The following is a 16,627-nucleotide window of genomic DNA, read 5'->3' as shown; positions in this document are numbered from 1 at the left end:
CCCCTTTACCAGTATCTTTGCCAATTAGGCAATGCCAATCGGATCAATCCTTCTAAATAGAAATAGTCTCCCCAAAGATTGGGTTCATCGATGCCTTTGCCTTCCGCATGAGCATACACACCATGTAGCAATAAGCCCTCATTTTCTGGCACTTGGCTCGCTGCATACTGCTCGCCTAATTGGTAAAGCATCCCTTTAGCGATTTTTTGGGCATCAGGATACGCCCCCATTTTCTCTGCTTCCAACAAGCCACAAGCTGCGATCGCTAAAGCTGAGCTGTCTTTTTCAGCAGGATGTTGGTCGTTAAAATCAAAGTCCCAATACGGCACCAAATCTGCTGGCAAATGAGCTAAGAACACCTCCACGATCTGCGAATAATTTTCTGGAAAAGGCTGACTATGCAGGTAGCTTTCATTCAAAGGAAGCCCTAAAATCGCCCAGCTTTGCCCTCGTGCCCAAATCGACTGGTCGCTATTTCCTTGATGCGTCGCACCGTGACTTGGCTGTCCCGTCTCTGGATCGAAATAGTACGTATGAAAGGTGGTGGCGTCATTTTTGATGACAGTCTTTCGCACTGTCTGATAATGCTTACTCGCGGCCTCTGCGTAACGAGTCTCTCCCGATAATTGGGTTGCTGCAAATAAAAGCGGCAAGTTCAGTAGCGAATCAATAATCAAGCGGTATTCTTGTGGGTCGCCATAAGTGCCCCAAGCTTGAATAAATTCCCCCTTTTCTTGAAAACGTGCCAACAAAACATCTGCTGCTTGAATGACTTCTTGCTTGCAGTGTTCATCGCCAGTGATCTTGTAGCCAGCACCGGCGGATAAGCTATATAAAAACCCGATATCATGATGATCTAATACAAAATGGTCGTCTAAGCGCGTTTGAAAACTGTCAATATTCTCCATAGCTCGAGTCAAAAAGTTCTTTTCTTTGGTCCACTCATAGGCGAGCCACAACATCCCCGTCCAAAAGCCATTGGTCCAATCATCGTTGCCTTTCAGCCGATATTTGCCATTGGTGGCACAGGCTGAAGGAAACTGTGTGCCAAAGCGCTGACTATTTTTTTCGATCTGTTGGATGCACGCGGTGATTTTATCCGCTAACCACACATCGGTCACTTTTTCTCCTAACAGGATCAAGCGTTGTTTGTTCTCTTGCAGACGCATGTTTACCCTCCTCTTAACTTGTTAACATATTAACTTAAATCATTATAACGTAAACGCACAAAAAAAGCGACCTTCCTTCCTTGATTCCTAAAAAAAAGAGCATGACAACTGCACACAAATGCAGACCTGTCATACTCTCGTCCTCTTTTTTTAACAGTTCCAACCAAATACTTCGATTTGTGTAAGAGCTGGGAAGGGGGAATCATCCTCTGCTTTTTGCAGCTCTTTATAGGTCAGCTTAGTCGTTTCTTTTTTTGGAAAACGAACTTCTTGAAAAGACGCCGTATTTGTCGTTTCCACCACCAGCTCTTCTCCATCAGCAAAGACCAAGGTCCCTTTGGTCCAATAGCTATCATGGGGATAATCTGCCCGCAATAGGAAGCGAACCCGATCAATCAAGACGGGACGACCAAACTCAATGGTCAATGCAGCATCGGCTTGCTGATTGATGCCCCAAGAAGCAAACGGATACGACCCGTGGGATCGGTTGCCATATTTTCCATCAATCGCATTCTTGGCAAAAAAGACGGAATCATCTCGCGTTTCCACATTCGCTGAAGCATGAGGATACGCCCCTGTCGCTGACTTTTGATCATGGGCATTGAAGGATAAATTTTGATAATTCGTGATCTCAAACGCATGGGCTTTGCGCACCATCAGGTGATGGCGCTGCGAGGTAAAGGCCGTTTCCACCGAGGACTTTCGATGAGATTCCGTCCAAGGGATCTGATATTCCCAAGTGGATTGGGAAAGATAGATCAGTGATGGTGCTAAGGTTTCATCAAGCTGAAGGACATAATACGGATTCTCCCCCGTCACCTCAACGACGATCTTATCCCCTTCCTCATAAGGATAGTTTTTAATGGCTAATACGGCCAAATCATCACCAGAAACTTGAAACGGCGCGGGTTCTTTTTCATGGTCGATGCGACCGACGATCACCTGGTCCTGCTTATTTTTTATTGCTAGCGTAATCATTTGGATCGCTCCTTTCTTTTTCTACGATACCACCGACTAAACAAATCAAACGGTGCTTCCCTGGTGGAATATGTTTTGCTAAGTATGGAAAACTAGTTCTTGGAAAAAAGACGGAGGTATTGGCTTCTGGCTGAACAATACTGGCTTGTTGATAGCCTTCGATGTTGATGATTTGAGAACAAAAGCCTCCTTCACTGACTCGACTCCAGGTCGGTCCTGTTTGGGCCTGAGGCAACCGTCCGATTAGCGGTACACTAAACCCGCCCTCACGGAGGTCCAACGAAATCGTCGTCGTCAACTCGTGCACGCGCACATGCCACTGACCAAAGGGATAAATCTCAGTTTCAATCACTACCTCCTCAAAGGGTGCCCATTGGTAAAAGACCCCTTTTTCCGTCACTCGATAATCCCTGACTGCGCCCTTCGTGCGAAAATAGCTGCCATCTCGAGCAATAGCTAATGTGCTATCGAAGGCGCCTTCGGCATACGTGACGCCAGCTTTCGGCACACTGAAACCAAGTTTGCTCGAATAGACGAATTTGCTGTATTTTGCTTGAGCATGGGCTTGCTGTTCAAGCATCAAGCCTGCAGGATACCCCAACAGATGATGGCTTTTTTCATTGTGCACCAGCAACATATTGCCTTTTTCAATCCGTTTTTGCGGCTCTCTTTTGATCGGCTCAGGTTCAGCCCGCCAAAAAGGATGCGTTTCTGCGACCGCTAAAAGCAAAAAGGTCTTCAGCCCCCAATAAGGCGAGCCTGGTGCATTATACCCTTCTGCCATTACATGATTTTCATAGTGGTACCCGATGGACAAGCGACCATCGAAAGTGAAAATTTCTTGTGCCATCCAATTGCGCAAGTGCTTCGCCAGTAGTCCTCGCACCTGTCCCCATGGGATAGCTTCGACGTCTGCGAAAACCAGTGCCGAGAAAAACGCCCCTTGCGCAAACCGATAAGTCAGGCTGCGGCCATAGGGCAAGGCTTCGCCATCTTCATCAAAATAATAGACGAAGTCTTGCGCAAATAGCGTGGCTCGCTCTTTAAAACGCTGCGCCCATTCTGGATCTTCGTCTTGCATAAATGTAGCGTAAATCAAGCCGTAATAATGAAACGCAAAAGGAATGTAGTAATCTCGCTGCGTCGTTTTCCCGTCTACGTACCAACCATCGCCAACGTACATGGAATCGATCAATGCCAACTCTTGGGACAATGCTTCTTTTGTCAACGGTTCCCCACAGTGAAACAGGGCAACGCGAATCAACACTTTGAAAAATGTCCAGTTGTTCTTAGGAATCTTGCACTCAAGTGCTTGGGATAGCCAAGCCACTAGCTTTCGCTGGTTCTTCTGCGGCAACGCTGTCCAAAAAGCGTCCTTTTGCAATAAAAGAGTCAATGACAATGCGGCTGCTTCCACGATGTATTGATCATAATCCGTGATGCTTCCCCAGTAAAATGCGTGTTCAGGATCTGTCCCCGCGATCACTTTTTCCACATAAGCTGCTCGTAACGGATCATCTGAGCAAATCCTCCAATAAGGCGCCAGCCCCCACAAAGGACGCACAAGCGCTTCCATCTCAGCCCGTGTTCGGTCATACACGGCCCCACTGCTACCTAGATTCAATCCTGGATAGTCATCTGCCAAGATCGCTTCTCGCAAAGGAGCGATCATGTCTTCCACTGCCCGCTGATAATCCAGACGCGTCAAAAACGGATTCTCTTTGATTGCCATTTGCTTCATACGCCATCTCCTTCTGTCAATTTACAGAACAGAATAGCAAGCCACGACTTTTTTATCAAGCGATTTTCTACTGGCAATACTTCTGAAAAATGAGAAAAGCTTTTGAGGGATTTTTGACTTAACCTGTTAACAAATCTTTTGGGATTGATTTTCTTGCCTTCATTTTCTTTTAACTAGCAAAGTTAACTTAGTCTATATGAAAAAATTATGATAAATCATCCGTAGTGCCATGACTTTTTTTCATAATTTTTTTGCTAACCTTTTTTTGTCTAAATGAGGTCAGCATCCGTTATACTATCAACCTTTTTTCACTAGAAAAAGACACCTTAAAGCCTTAAGTCAGAAGCCTGCACTTCTTCTCAAAAGCCCTTAAGATGTCTGATCATTGGCCATTTCTCTTGTCAAACAGCGAAAAAACTATTCTTCGACCGTAACTTTGTCCCACCAAGAAGTAGCGGTCTTTTGGATCACTTCATTCAAGTCTTCGATGTGCTGTTTTCCGGTACTTGCTAGCCATTCTTTGGCTGCTTCTGTCCCTTGTTTTACAAAGGGATCAACACCGTCTTTCCACGTTGCCCGGCCGCACAAGACGCCATTGAAGGTTGAACCGGCTTCTTTGGCAAAAACCAGTGTTTCTTGGAATAAGCTGGCTGATACACCTGCACTGAGAAAAATAAACGGCAGATGCGTCGCATCGCTTTGCGCTTTGAAATACGCTGCGGCTTCTTCCTTGGTATGCACGGCTTCTTCCTTGGCAAAATCTGCCACATAATTCATGTTGACTGGTACTTCCACCTTTAACACATCGACTTTGTACTGTGGTTTTGAAAATTCCTTCATCAATCCGATGACTTTTTCTGGTTTGCGTTGCGCATATGCTTTTGAGTCGACTTCAGGCAACTTAGCATCATAGGAAAGAACTTCTAAAAAGAAGGGCAGATCAGCGGCTTGGCATTCGCTGCCGAGTCGTTCCACAAAGACGTGTTTCAACTGATTGATCTGGGCATCTTCATCTACATCATAATAAAGCAAAAATTTGATGGCATCGGCGCCTGCTGCTTTTAATCGCTCAACTGACCATTCCCCTAATAAATCAGGCAAACGTCCCGGCGTAGTCGCATCATAGCCGGTTTTTTCATACGCCAGCAAAAGCCCCGCCTCTGGATCACGGCTTTGCGCAGCTGCTAACCCATATTCTGGATCTAATAAAATAGAAGATGCGTAAGGGGTCAATTCTTGTGAGACTAGCTTTTTAAACTGGCTGATTTTTTCTGCGTCAGCCTCCACGCCAAGTGCTGCCATCATTTTTTTCAAGGCACCACGTTGGTCGATTGCTAAAGCCGCGATTACTCCTTCTTTCGTTGACAGGCGATCCATTGCCGCTTTTTTGGCTTTCGTTATGGTTGCTTTCATTAAAATTCCTCCTTTTTTGTCCATGCCAAAGAATCAACCGCTCTCACTTTTTTCAGTGTTGGCGAAACGGTTGTCAGCACGTATAAAAATGTCTATTGATGAAGTCGTTCGACTGATTGACCACCGCACGTATCGACTTCGTACACGAAAAGATACGTGCTCGTGGTGGTCTTTCTCAGTCATCGTTAGTTGTTATACGGATGAATCGTCACGCCTTTGACCACCCGATTGACGGTACGCGTTGGCGAAGGGGTATCCGGTGTATTACCGACTTTGATCGATGCCAACAGTGCGATCGTTTGCGCAAAAACAATGTCTGCTAAGGCAAGATAGCCATCTGGCAGTGAAGTGTCATCTGGAAAGAAAAAGTTTGTTCCTGAAAAATTCACAGCTGCCGGCTGTCCGATGGCGGTCACTGCGACGGCGATGCCGTCACTCTTTAATTCTTCCAACATATCAAGATCATATTGCCGCGTGTAGGGCGTATTGCTGACAAAGACAAAGACGAGGGTTTGATCATCTACGAATGATTTCGGTCCATGACGGAAGCCCATCGAAGAATCGAACACGGTGGCGATTTTTCCCGCAGTCAGTTCCAATACTTTTAGCTGCGCTTCCCTGGCCAACCCCGACAACGTGCCTGAACCAAGGTAAACGATTCGCTTAAAGGAACGGTCCGTCAGTACTTGGAGATCTGTTTCTCTGTCGATCACTTCTTGCCCCAACCGGCTAAGGGTTTCAACATAATGCCCTTTTTCCGCCAGAGGCGTCTGGTCAAAAATCAGCAGTGCCGAAAGGGCCATGCAAGAAAAGCTTCCCGTCATCGCAAATCCAGCATCATTTGACCTCTCAGGCATCAATAACAGATAACTCGCTTCATCAGCGGCAGCTTGTTGTGCCAAAGATCCGTCGGCTGCACAAGTGATCGTCAAATGATAGCTGTCCGCAACGAATTGATCGACGATTTTGACCGCTGCTAAACTTTCTGGTGAATTGCCACTTCTAGCAAAAGAAACGAGCAGTGTTGGCTCATCCGCAAATAAAACTTGTTCTGGAGCAGCGACAATATCCGTCGTAGCAATACTTTCAAAAAGATAATCCACCGTTGCGCCGTTCTTATTCAAGTAAGGAACGATCGTATCTCCAACATATTGCGATGTCCCCGCTCCCGTGAAGACCACGCGGATTCGCTTGTCCGTCTTTTGCTTGATAGTACGTAAGAAAGCCGCGATCGCCTCTTGCTTTTCTTGATAGATCGTCAAGGTTTCTTGCCACAGTTCTGGCTGTTGTTTGATTTCTCTTGTTGTAATCTCCGCACCTAATTCTGCTAATTCCTTTGTTGACAGTTGAAACATCTTTCTTCCTCCTAGCTGCTGGTTTTCCAGTATGTATTCCCATTGACGGTACGAGGAGCGTTGTCTTGGATGAATACTTAGCGATCACCCAAAGGGCAAACTTCCTCGACCTCACTGGTTTTGAATACACACCTTTTCTTTGCTCGAGCGGATCATTTCAGACTGTCTAGGAAATGCGCTACTCGTCGTTACGCAAGTGGCGGACTTTGTATCTAAATTGGTCTGCTCGAGCAACACTCAAGGTGTATTCGATCACTTCATTTTCAATATTGAACGTGCTGCGTACCAGGTTCAACACCGGCGCACCTTCGTGGATTTTTAGCAATGCCGCATCTTTCGCACTGGCAATGCTGGCAAAAAATTCTTCGTCCGCTAGGCGGATCACTTGATGAAAATCTTCATGGAAGATATCGTACAATGGTTTTTGCTCGATCATCTCACTCGTTAAATTCATGAAGCGCTTGACGGGCAGATAAGAACGCTCGATCATCATCGGTTGGCCATCAGCAAGACGCAATCGTTTTAACTTGTAGATCGGCTCGCCAATGGAAACTTGCAACTGAGTGGCAAAATATTTTGTCGCTTCCATTTTTTTGAATGCCAATACTCTAGTTTCCGGTTGTTTCCCCAGTGCTTTCATCTGTTCGGTAAAACTATAGGAACCCGATAAATTGGTTGCCTGCTTGCGGATCTCCGAGACAAAGGTTCCTTTACCATGTTGGCGATAAATATAGCCTAATTTTTCTAACTCCTGTAGTGCCAAGCGAACGGTGGTCCGACTTAACCCGTAGCGCTTTGACAGTTCTCTTTCTGAGGGAAGCATCGTGTCTGCTTCCATTTCATTTTCGATTTTTTCAATCAGTAAATTTAACAATTGATCGTATAATGGTTGTCGATTTTTATTGATATTCATAAGCCCCTCCAAACTGGTTACTACCACATAACGAGTGTACTATTTCCCGATAGGCGTGTCAAACAATCGTCTACAGGGGCTCTGTTTCCTGAACTTGCATCTCTTCACGCAGGAAAATGAACCAATTGCCAGCACGAGCTAAGCTGAAAAGTCAGCTTTTGCTTGCTTAGCAAAACTCCTCCTACGTGTTGCGCCGTTTCTTCTGCTAGCTTGCTTATTGCGGCCAAATGGATGGATACAGACCAAAGCCAGAACCGATCAAGCCGATCACTAGCAGCAAAGCGATACATTTCAACGGCGTCCAGCCGCGTTTTGATAAGAAGAAATACAGCATGAGTGTGATGGTCAATGGAATCACTTGCGGTAAGATCCCATCGAGGATTTTTTGAATATCGATCGTCACGGGCACTTCGTTGACTTTGTTAAACGTCAATTCATATTTGCCGTTAGCCAATTCGTTGACCGCCGCATTTTCTTGCAGTGTGTCGGTCAATTGTCCATTCTCATCCGTGGTATACAGCATGTCTTCGTAAGCGGCAATGGCTGCTTGATCGTCCACGATCGTCGTCGCTTGTGTCACTTCATTGGTAGTACCGTTAGGGATCTGAATATCCAAAGACGTCGCCCCATACACGCAGGTCAAGGAACCGACAACAAAAATCCCTAAAATACTCGCTGCTCGGGTGAACTCTTTGGCATTTTCCGTTAAGATCCCAATCGCATCTGTCCCTAAACGATAGGACCAATGCATCAAGAAGAACCGTAAACCAAATTGGGCCGCATTGAATACCAGTAAGAAAATAAACGGTGCAGCGATGTTGCCGTTGATCGCCATATTGGCTGTGATACCAGCTGTTATCGGTACCAGAGTGAACCAGAATAACGCGTCACCGATCCCGCCTAGCGGTCCCATCGCGGCGACTCGCACTGCCCGAATCATGGGAATATCGGCTTTGTTTTGTTCCATCGATAGAATGATCCCCATCACAAAGTTCACGAGGAATGGATGAGTATTGAAAAACTCTAGGTTATGGCTCATTGAAGCAGCCAAGTCCTTTTCATTTTTGTGGATCTTTTTCAATCCCGGTAAAATACTGAATAACCAGCCTCCTGCTTGCATTCGCTCATAGTTGAAAGAGGCTTGTAGAAATAAGGAACGCCAGACCATATTGTTCAAGGTCTTTTTATCCAGTTGTTCTGCGGGCGCTTGTTCGCTATAAGAATCGGGAATATTATATGCCATCTTCATCGCCTCCGAAATCATAGGTATTGGCTGTTGCTACTTTAAATTTGGACTGGATTTGATAATCCCAAAAGGCTAATGCAAAACCGATAAAGGCTAGAATGATCAAGGCTGGTCCTTGCAAGGAAGGTGCCGCCATTACGATCGTGGCTAAACCAAACCCCATAAAGAAGAAGCCCCACATTTCTTTGGAAACCATCACTTTTAGTAAAATCGCAAAACCGACATACCGCATCATGCCCCCAGCTGCGCCGAGCCCACCCATCAACCATTGAGGGATCGCTGCGACCGCCTGATTCCCGAAGGCAGCACCGCCGATAAAGAATAAGACCACAATCAAGCCGAAGATCGTTCCAAGACCCACCATCGCTAAATAATTGATCCGGTCAATGCCCTTCGTATTGGCATCATGGGCGTAGCTGTCAGCTTTTGACATCACTGGCGACATTAGTGAGAAGATAATCGTCACCCCATATTGCCCAAGCAAAGAAAACGGAATCGCCGTAGCGACGGCCACTGTCGGTTCCAGCTGCAGCGTGATCGCTAAGATTGCTGCCATAATTCCGCCAATCACCGCATTTGGCGGTTGCGCGCCGCCCACCGGCATATTGCCGATCGTCATTAACTGATAGGTTCCGCCAACGATCAAGCCGGTTTGAAGATCTCCAAGAATAAGTCCGATAACCATCCCAGTAACAATGGGCTGGTACAATGATTCTAAAAAACTAAATTGATCGATTGCGGCAATGAATGTAACTATGAAGACTAAAATGATTTGAAAAATCGTGTAATCCATTTTCTTTCTCCTTCCTTACCTCTGCATCACTGAAATAATTTCTTTTCATCTTCAACAGGTGTCGTTGGAACCCGCTGAATCACTAATTGCACCCCCATTTCCTTCAGTTTTTTAAAGGCATCGACATCTGCTTCATCGACGGCAACTGTCGTAGCAACCTGTCTTTTCCCTTCTGACATATGCATATTCCCAATGTTGAGTTTCTTGATTGGCACCCCACCTTCAGCTAATTTCAACGCATCTTGAGGATTTTCAACCACCATGAAAATCTTTTGTTTTGGCGATGCTTTATGAATGATCTCGATGGTTTTTTGAATCGAGAAATACCTCGTTTGGACGCCAGCTGGCGCCGCCATATCCATCAACCCTTGTCTGACTTTGTCTTTGGCGACCTTATCATTTGCCACTAAAATTAGATTTGCCCCCAACGTACCGTTCCATTGGGTGGCAACTTGCCCATGAATCAACCGATTGTCGATTCGCGTCAACAAAATATTTGGTTCTCCCATAAATATGTCCTCCTTCTATTTACTGCATGATTTCTGCAACCGCACTGCGTTCTACTTCGATCACCGTTCCCGATTTCACCCTTAGATCGACCGTCTCTTTCCCAAGTGCTTGAATCTCCCCAATAATGCCGCCGTATAATTTAATTTTCTGCCCCTTTTTCAAGGACTGCTGCAATTCAGCGAAATAGCCTTTTTGCTTTTTCAGATGTTTCCCATTCAAGAAAGATGAGACCGCCAAAAAGAGAAAGAGAAAAACAAGCACCACGATTGAGGCTGCTAAGATCATTTCCCACATCGTTAAATCCCTTCTTCCTCATTGGTTTCCTCATGGCCTTTGATCTTTCCGTGAAAAATACCGCTCTTGCCAATCTCTGCCAGTTCTTGACAAAAACGCTCTGGATCAGTTGCCGTATATCTAGTCAACGAACCTTCCACTAGCAGCAGTAGATTGATGCCGCCGATGACCTCGACTTGCGGGTCCTCATTGGCAGCGGTCATCGCAACATTAAAAGGGGTCCCGCCTACAAGGTCTGCACAAATCACGACCCCATCACAGGTTTCCTTTAATTGATCGATTGCTCCTTGCAACTCTTTTTCAAAGTCAGCTAACGGATTTTCCTCTAAAAACGACACTGCTAGAAACTGTTCTTGCGGCCCTGCAATCATCGCAAGCGCATTTTCCATCCCTTGCGCAAATCCTCCATGACCTGTTAAAACCAAACCAAGCATCTTATGTCCTCCCCTTACTCTCAACTGGTAGTAACCACATACCCAATATAAACGCTTTCATTTTGTCTGTCAACAATTTTTTGTTTTTATATAAAAATGTCTTTGTTATCTTTAAATACGAAAAATGGCGCCAAAACAATGATTATCAATTAATAACCCAATTGATAAAGGTATTGAAATCCATCAAGGGAACGACCTTAATGTTATTTTTAACAAGTACGTTCACTGGTTTTTGAGTCTTGGTATCTAAAGAACCACAAGTCACTCCGCCATTCATCGATACAACAATCAACGTTGTTAAATAAAGGAACTTTCAACAAATCTGCTTCCATAATAAAAAAACCAGCTAGGTATAATCCCTAACTGGTTTTGATCATCACCAAACTCATTTTCCATTATGTGTTTTATTAAATTGTATTACCATTTTTTTTAGGAATAATTCATGTTATTAACTTAAACAGGTTAGAGATAACAAGCTACCTTATAATCTAGAAGCTTTAAGAATATAAAAACCACCCATACTAACAGAACTAATGTAAAGCATATCTTGGTGGAGCTGATCTACTCTCTGTTCAATGTTTTCACGTGAAACAAAAAAACCTAACCAACCAGCAGGATCGCTGTTTGATTAGGAAATGGGCACTGCTTTATTGTTTGGTCAACCACGTGCGCGAGTGTTCAACTTCTTCATACGTTAACTGATGACTCGGGGTCCAAACGGTTGAAAGGACTGCGCCCCGCGAGGTAAAGATCTCTTGGACGTAAGCACTGTCAGCTAGGGAAACGATCGGATCGTTTCTGCCAAAACTCATAAACACATGAGTGTCAGGCAAGGAATTCGTCGGTACATTCTCGACTGGATACATGGCGTGGTAGAGGATCGCTTTTTTGAAGTGGTCACTATCATTTAGTAATAAGCGAATGGCAATGTTGGCGCCATTGGAATAACCCACCAGTACCACTTGCGCTAACGAAAAGTTGTATTCTTTGGCGGCTTGCCGAATAAAATCGGCTAATTCGTCGCCGCGAAGTGCTAAGTCGGCTTCATCATACACCCCTTCAGCTAGGCGTTTGAAGTAACGGGGCATGCCGTTTTCTAAAACGTTCCCGCGAATACCTAATAGTGATGCTTGGGGATCAAGGGCTTTGCCTACTTCTAGCAGCGACTGTTCGTCGCCACCGGTGCCGTGGAGCAGCACCAAAACTGGTGCGTCAGCTGCTCCTTGTTGATAGATTGCTTTCATCGAAGTTCCTCCTTTAACTTGGTCGTTTGATATCGAAAATCTCCCCAATCGTTGCGTAAGAATTTCCCGCTAGCCGGCTGACTGCTTGTAAGGCACGGGGATCGATCTTGCCATCTTGATAGACATCCTCTGCAATCTGGTAGCCGACGACTTCCAACAATAAGAGATCGGCAGTGGTCTGCTGGTCTTTTTTGATGGGTACGTGTTGATGCAGAATCGTTTCTAAGCGTACATTGGCTTCTTTCAAGCCAGGAACGACAATTGTTTTCGATGTCGTTGTGGTAAATCCAGAAACCGTCAACTCGCTTTGGTCTGCGGGCAATAATGCCGCGGTTTTATTGGCCTCTTGGACATTTGTTTGATCCAAAATATGCACGACGGCTTCTTTTGTCGCCAACAGATTGCGGGCGGTGTCTTTCAGTTCCCCCTCTTTACGCTGGATAGCCAACGAGAGGATCACGGGTTCTGAGCTGACGATGTTAAAAAAACTGAATGGGGCGATGTTGACGATACCATCGGCTGATTGCGTACTGACCACTGCCACTGGCCGTGGAATGATGGAGCCGATCAGTAGTTTATAATTTTCTCGTTGGGTCAAATTCTTGGGATCTAAATAGTGCATACAGCGTCTCCTTTTTTCTAAACCGATAAGTCTGGCAAGCGATCCTCGATCTCTGCACGACGGCTTTCAAATTGGGCTGGCAACATCAACTGCTGTCCTAACGTTTCCAACGGTTCATCAACGAAAAAGCCCGGGGTTTCTGTTGCGATCTCAAAGACGATGTTGCCCCTTTCTTGGAAATAGACGGCTTTGAAATAGTTGCGGTCTTTGATTTCAGTGACTCCGTATCTTTGATCGTACAAGTATTCTTGCCACTCTTTTTGCACTGCTTCCGTTGGCACGGACCACGCGATGTGATGGACGGTGCCGACACCCCAGCGCCCTGCTGGCATTGCTGCATGGGGCACGACGATCTCATGAGCGAGGGTGCCTGCGGTATGAAGATGGGTGCTTTTCTCTGTTTTGTTAAAAATGTTCAGACCTAGATCATCTGCCAGCGTTTGAATGGTCGCTTCTGGTTGTGCCGAAAGCAAGACGGCCCCATGAAAGCCTACAATCGCTGGTGTTTCCGCCGATTCTTCGGCTTCGACTAACGCCAAAGACAGGTCATGCTGATCATGAAGTTCTAACGTTGGCCGATCAAACAATGTACTTTCTTGGACAGTTACTTGATGTTTCACCAAATGTTCTTGCCAATAGGCACTGCTGCCTTTAGGAATACGAAAGGCGATCGTGCCGACTTGTCCGCTTCCTACTCGTCCAGGATGGGCATTTGCCCAAGGGAAGAAAGTGATGATGGTCCCATTTTCTAACGCTTGATTGCTGTAATAAAGATGATACGTGTAGGGATCATCAAAATTGACGGTTTGTTTGACGAGGCGCAACCCCAACACGTCGCGGTAAAAGGCAACGTTCGTTTGCGGATCGCCTACGATGGCTGAAATATGGTGGATCTGTTGAATGGGTTGCATACTGTGTGCCTCCTTAGGCGCGTTTTGTATTGAAGGGTTTGATGACTCCTTCGATGTATTCACGGCGATTTTCTAAAAATGGTGCCAATGATAAGGACTCACCCAATGTTTCGTATGGCTCATCCCCCATGAACCCTGGTTCATCTGTTGCTAGTTCAAAAAGAATATGGCCGATGCGCACATACAAGGATTCAAAATAGTAGCGATCCACATAGCCGGAGTTGGCCAATCCCAAGTTATCAAAGATTTCTTGCCAAACTGCTAATGAGTCGTGGTGAGCTAAGCGAAAAGCGACATGATGCACTTCGCCATCGCCTTGTTGCGCTTGCGGGCTCGTGGTATCTTCCACTAAAACGACTTGAGCGCCATTGCCGCCTTCACCGACTTCTAGCAAATAGCGATTATCTACTTGATCAATGGTTTTGAAATCAAAAACGGATTCCAGCAGCCCTTTGAAATCTGCCAAGTAAGAAACAGACATTTCGACAGGACCTAAGCCATAAATCGCAAATTCAGTAGGAACCGGTCCTTTTTTCCAAGGAGTACCAGCTTTCACGCCAGTATTGTGTTCGTCAGAGATCAATTGATAAGCTTGCGTATCAAAATCCCAAAAACGCATCACTTTTTTCCCAAATTCGGTGGTGATTGCTTCGTGTTTTACCTCAAATTCATCAAAGCGTGCGGCATAATAATCAAGGGCAGCATCACTGGGTACTCGGAAACTAGTGCGGGTGATCGAGTTGGTTCCTTTGCTGCCGCGAGCGGTATTGGGAAAATCAAAGAACGTCATGGTCGTTCCCGGTGACCCTAAATCATCCGCAAAGTAGGTATGGTACGTATAAATGTCATCTTGATTGACGGTTTTTTTCACTAAACGCATCCCTAACACATCTGTAAAGAAATGGTAATTCCGTTCCACATCACTTGTCATGGCCGTCACATGGTGTACCCCTAATAATTGATCTTGTTTTCTCATTTTCTTTTCCTCATTTCTGATCGTAAGTTATTTTTCGTAAAATTGTTTTTAATTGTTGCAATTCTTCACTGCTGAGTTCGGAAAAACTCGCCGCAATCTTTTGTGCATGACTGGGAAAAATTTTCTCCATCAATGCCCTGCCTGCTTCCGTAATCCTGACGTAAGTTACCCGTTGATCTTCTTGGCTAGGTTCCCGGCGCACGCAGCCTTTTTTGACTAATTGATCGACTACATAGGTTGTCGAGCTGCTGGCGATCAAAATTTTTTCCTTGATGGCTTGCGTCGTATGGGTGCCTTTATGGTAAAGCAATTCCAGTACAGAAAACTCTGTGATATTTAAGCCATAACAACGAACATCTTTTTTTGCCACTTGTTCCAAACGACTCGCCGTACGCAGCAAACCAATGTACGCTTTGAGCGCTTCTTCTTGATGCGCCATTTTCCTCACCTCTTTATTTCGAATTCGAGATAATCATAACTTACTTTTTGTAAGTTGTAAAAAGATATGCTTTGGTTGTTTAAGAAAATCATTCAATGCTTATTTTTATAGAGGTTAAGAACGGTTAGACACTAACGAAGGTCCCACCTTTTCTCTATGTCTCCTTCAAATCTAATAAAAAACGGAACTCATGAAAGGTTCCATGAGTTCCGCTAAATATATATTTTACTGAAGAGGATTCGATCCATTCCATGTACTGATCGATGAAGCGCTGATTCCCACGCATAGTTATCTCTTTTTCAAATCTTTACAGTCGGCTGGACCTGCTTTTCCAAAGCCAGCAACCACTTTTTGCGTTCGACACCGCCGCCATAGCCGCCGATACTACCATCACTATTGATGACACGGTGACATGGAACGATCAACGCCAATTGATTTTTTCCGTTGGCGTTGGCAACAGCTCGGGTGGCTTTTTCATTGCCGATTCGCTGTGCCAATTGTTTGTAGGAGTATGTTTCTCCAATCTTCATCGCCAACAGCTGCTGCCAGACGGCTTTCTGAAAATCGGAGCCGATCAATGCAATTGGAATCGTGAAAACAGTTCGATTTCCTGCAAAATATTCCGTCAGTTCTTGCTTGAGTTGCTGAATGATTGCTGTTTGCTGCGGAATGATCACTGCATTCAAGCGGCTTCTCAAAACAGCAATCTCCGTTTCTAGCCCTCTGCGATCCACGAATTCTAACAAGTAAAGCTGCTGCTGGTCGCTGATTGCCAGCATCGATCCCAGCTTGGTCTCAAGCCAAGCAGAAGAAAGAATCGTTTTTTCACGGCTGTTGGAAGGCAATTCCCCCATAATCCGGGAAAACGCATCTCGAAAGCCGTTGCCAGAATCGAAGCCGGCTTCTAATTGTGCTTGGATCAGCGGTTCTCCTTCACGAATCTGCTTGAACGCTAACCCTAAACGGCGTGCACGGGAATATTCGATAAAGGTCATGCCAAAATATTTTTTAAATTGTCGACGTGCAGTATTGGGATGGATCGCTAGCACTTCAAAATCTTTGTCGGTCCACTTTTTCTCCGGGTTCCTCTCCACCGCTTCCACAAGGCTTTTCACGTCAGGGGATAAGTGGCTAGGTGAGCTGAGCGGGCGACATCGTTTGCAGGGACGATACGCCGCCAGCAACGCTTCTTGTGCCGTCTGAAAAAACTCGCAGTTTTTCTTGAGCGGTTTTTTCGCTGGACAGGTAGGACGGCAAAAGACGCCGGTGGTTTTTACTCCAACGTAAAAAATCCCTTCATATTGGGAATTTTTTTCAATCAGCATGTCGTAATAGTGGTCCCGTTGACGGCTATCTTCAATCATCTTGCGCATCCCTCCTTCTTTTCTATACTTACAAAAATACTTTGTGCTTGTCCAAACACACGACCAACCAATGCAGCAGCCTGCAAAGGCAGGTCGAAAATTTGCCCACATCCTTCTGATGACATACGATCACCCTTTCCTCTGAATGACCTTAGTGTACAAAGAATGGTCTTGACGCATCCCATAAAAATTAACACCAATTTTTTAAAAAGGATCGAAGGCAGT

General features: G+C 45.4%; 17 protein-coding genes. All 17 read right to left on the bottom strand.

Annotated features, from left to right (window positions below; all coding sequences use genetic code 11):
* Positions 1-5 precede the first annotated feature (5 nt).
* The 17 genes from IGJ74_RS01080 to IGJ74_RS01000 all read right to left on the bottom strand — a co-directional run bounded on the left by IGJ74_RS01080 (position 6) and on the right by IGJ74_RS01000 (position 16,402).
* Entirely contained in the window at positions 6-1,169 is a 1,164-nt protein-coding gene (locus IGJ74_RS01080; protein ID WP_087664778.1) for a glycoside hydrolase family 88 protein, read from the bottom strand.
* 150 nt (positions 1,170-1,319) lie between these two features.
* The gene (locus IGJ74_RS01075) at positions 1,320-2,147 is read right to left on the bottom strand and encodes a DUF7402 domain-containing protein (protein WP_087664777.1); all 828 of its coding nucleotides are present in this window, start codon (positions 2,145-2,147) and stop codon (positions 1,320-1,322) included.
* Entirely contained in the window at positions 2,122-3,888 is a 1,767-nt protein-coding gene (locus IGJ74_RS01070) for a DUF2264 domain-containing protein (protein ID WP_087664776.1), read from the bottom strand. Before IGJ74_RS01070 ends, IGJ74_RS01075 begins: the two co-directional genes overlap by 26 nt.
* A 417-nt stretch (positions 3,889-4,305) precedes the next feature.
* Positions 4,306-5,301, bottom strand: a complete 996-nt coding sequence (gene lacD / locus IGJ74_RS01065) for a tagatose-bisphosphate aldolase (RefSeq protein WP_303394005.1) — start codon at positions 5,299-5,301, stop codon at positions 4,306-4,308.
* Between the two features lie 185 nt (positions 5,302-5,486).
* Positions 5,487-6,656, bottom strand: coding sequence for an SIS domain-containing protein (locus IGJ74_RS01060; protein WP_086316772.1), 1,170 nt, complete (start codon positions 6,654-6,656; stop codon positions 5,487-5,489).
* A gap of 178 nt (positions 6,657-6,834) precedes the next feature.
* Complete coding sequence (locus IGJ74_RS01055) at positions 6,835-7,569, bottom strand: GntR family transcriptional regulator (RefSeq protein ID WP_005232618.1); 735 nt, start codon at positions 7,567-7,569, stop codon at positions 6,835-6,837.
* Positions 7,570-7,783: 214 nt separating this feature from the next.
* A complete protein-coding gene (locus tag IGJ74_RS01050) occupies positions 7,784-8,812 on the bottom strand; it encodes a PTS system mannose/fructose/sorbose family transporter subunit IID (protein ID WP_008376454.1) in 1,029 nt (342 codons plus the stop codon).
* Positions 8,802-9,608: a PTS mannose/fructose/sorbose/N-acetylgalactosamine transporter subunit IIC gene (locus IGJ74_RS01045; RefSeq protein WP_005232623.1), complete on the bottom strand. Its 807-nt coding sequence runs from the start codon at positions 9,606-9,608 to the stop codon at positions 8,802-8,804. Before IGJ74_RS01045 ends, IGJ74_RS01050 begins: the two co-directional genes overlap by 11 nt.
* A 26-nt stretch (positions 9,609-9,634) precedes the next feature.
* Positions 9,635-10,117, bottom strand: coding sequence for a PTS N-acetylgalactosamine transporter subunit IIB (gene agaV / locus IGJ74_RS01040; protein WP_005232625.1), 483 nt, complete (start codon positions 10,115-10,117; stop codon positions 9,635-9,637).
* A gap of 19 nt (positions 10,118-10,136) precedes the next feature.
* Positions 10,137-10,412, bottom strand: a complete 276-nt coding sequence (gene yajC / locus IGJ74_RS01035) for a preprotein translocase subunit YajC (RefSeq protein ID WP_008376459.1) — start codon at positions 10,410-10,412, stop codon at positions 10,137-10,139.
* 2 nt (positions 10,413-10,414) lie between these two features.
* Positions 10,415-10,846 carry a PTS sugar transporter subunit IIA gene (locus IGJ74_RS01030; RefSeq protein ID WP_008376461.1) on the bottom strand — a complete coding sequence of 144 codons (432 nt, stop codon included), beginning with the start codon at positions 10,844-10,846 and terminating at the stop codon, positions 10,415-10,417.
* 647 nt (positions 10,847-11,493) lie between these two features.
* Entirely contained in the window at positions 11,494-12,090 is a 597-nt protein-coding gene (locus IGJ74_RS01025) for an alpha/beta hydrolase (protein ID WP_086316771.1), read from the bottom strand.
* A 13-nt stretch (positions 12,091-12,103) separates the two neighbouring features.
* Complete coding sequence (locus IGJ74_RS01020; RefSeq protein ID WP_016611541.1) at positions 12,104-12,712, bottom strand: flavin reductase family protein; 609 nt, start codon at positions 12,710-12,712, stop codon at positions 12,104-12,106.
* A gap of 17 nt (positions 12,713-12,729) precedes the next feature.
* Positions 12,730-13,623: a VOC family protein gene (locus IGJ74_RS01015; protein ID WP_218192981.1), complete on the bottom strand. Its 894-nt coding sequence runs from the start codon at positions 13,621-13,623 to the stop codon at positions 12,730-12,732.
* A 13-nt stretch (positions 13,624-13,636) separates the two neighbouring features.
* Positions 13,637-14,599, bottom strand: coding sequence for a ring-cleaving dioxygenase (locus IGJ74_RS01010; RefSeq protein ID WP_061053593.1), 963 nt, complete (start codon positions 14,597-14,599; stop codon positions 13,637-13,639).
* A gap of 10 nt (positions 14,600-14,609) precedes the next feature.
* Entirely contained in the window at positions 14,610-15,038 is a 429-nt protein-coding gene (locus tag IGJ74_RS01005) for a MarR family winged helix-turn-helix transcriptional regulator (RefSeq protein ID WP_005232643.1), read from the bottom strand.
* A 299-nt stretch (positions 15,039-15,337) separates the two neighbouring features.
* A complete protein-coding gene (locus IGJ74_RS01000) occupies positions 15,338-16,402 on the bottom strand; it encodes a trifunctional transcriptional activator/DNA repair protein Ada/methylated-DNA--[protein]-cysteine S-methyltransferase (protein WP_218192982.1) in 1,065 nt (354 codons plus the stop codon).
* Positions 16,403-16,627: the final 225 nt, after the last annotated feature.

Source organism: Enterococcus sp. AZ009 (assembly GCF_050548785.1).
Lineage (GTDB): Bacteria > Bacillota > Bacilli > Lactobacillales > Enterococcaceae > Enterococcus_D > Enterococcus_D entomosocium.
The sequence above is the reverse complement of the archived record's forward strand: the minus strand, read 5'-3'. Positions and strand labels throughout refer to the sequence as shown.

Excerpts from the sequence above, each read along its gene's own strand:
- IGJ74_RS01080 (WP_087664778.1), bottom strand. The coding sequence starts at position 1,169 with ATGCGTCTGCAAGAGAACAAACAACGCTTGATCCTGTTAGGAGAAAAA.
- IGJ74_RS01075 (WP_087664777.1), bottom strand. The coding sequence starts at position 2,147 with ATGATTACGCTAGCAATAAAAAATAAGCAGGACCAGGTGATCGTCGGT.
- IGJ74_RS01070 (WP_087664776.1), bottom strand. The coding sequence starts at position 3,888 with ATGAAGCAAATGGCAATCAAAGAGAATCCGTTTTTGACGCGTCTGGAT.
- lacD (WP_303394005.1), bottom strand. The coding sequence starts at position 5,301 with ATGAAAGCAACCATAACGAAAGCCAAAAAAGCGGCAATGGATCGCCTG.
- IGJ74_RS01060 (WP_086316772.1), bottom strand. The coding sequence starts at position 6,656 with ATGTTTCAACTGTCAACAAAGGAATTAGCAGAATTAGGTGCGGAGATT.
- IGJ74_RS01055 (WP_005232618.1), bottom strand. The coding sequence starts at position 7,569 with ATGAATATCAATAAAAATCGACAACCATTATACGATCAATTGTTAAAT.
- IGJ74_RS01050 (WP_008376454.1), bottom strand. The coding sequence starts at position 8,812 with ATGGCATATAATATTCCCGATTCTTATAGCGAACAAGCGCCCGCAGAA.
- IGJ74_RS01045 (WP_005232623.1), bottom strand. The coding sequence starts at position 9,608 with ATGGATTACACGATTTTTCAAATCATTTTAGTCTTCATAGTTACATTC.
- agaV (WP_005232625.1), bottom strand. The coding sequence starts at position 10,117 with ATGGGAGAACCAAATATTTTGTTGACGCGAATCGACAATCGGTTGATT.
- yajC (WP_008376459.1), bottom strand. The coding sequence starts at position 10,412 with ATGTGGGAAATGATCTTAGCAGCCTCAATCGTGGTGCTTGTTTTTCTC.
- IGJ74_RS01030 (WP_008376461.1), bottom strand. The coding sequence starts at position 10,846 with ATGCTTGGTTTGGTTTTAACAGGTCATGGAGGATTTGCGCAAGGGATG.
- IGJ74_RS01025 (WP_086316771.1), bottom strand. The coding sequence starts at position 12,090 with ATGAAAGCAATCTATCAACAAGGAGCAGCTGACGCACCAGTTTTGGTG.
- IGJ74_RS01020 (WP_016611541.1), bottom strand. The coding sequence starts at position 12,712 with ATGCACTATTTAGATCCCAAGAATTTGACCCAACGAGAAAATTATAAA.
- IGJ74_RS01015 (WP_218192981.1), bottom strand. The coding sequence starts at position 13,623 with ATGCAACCCATTCAACAGATCCACCATATTTCAGCCATCGTAGGCGAT.
- IGJ74_RS01010 (WP_061053593.1), bottom strand. The coding sequence starts at position 14,599 with ATGAGAAAACAAGATCAATTATTAGGGGTACACCATGTGACGGCCATG.
- IGJ74_RS01005 (WP_005232643.1), bottom strand. The coding sequence starts at position 15,038 with ATGGCGCATCAAGAAGAAGCGCTCAAAGCGTACATTGGTTTGCTGCGT.
- IGJ74_RS01000 (WP_218192982.1), bottom strand. The coding sequence starts at position 16,402 with ATGATTGAAGATAGCCGTCAACGGGACCACTATTACGACATGCTGATT.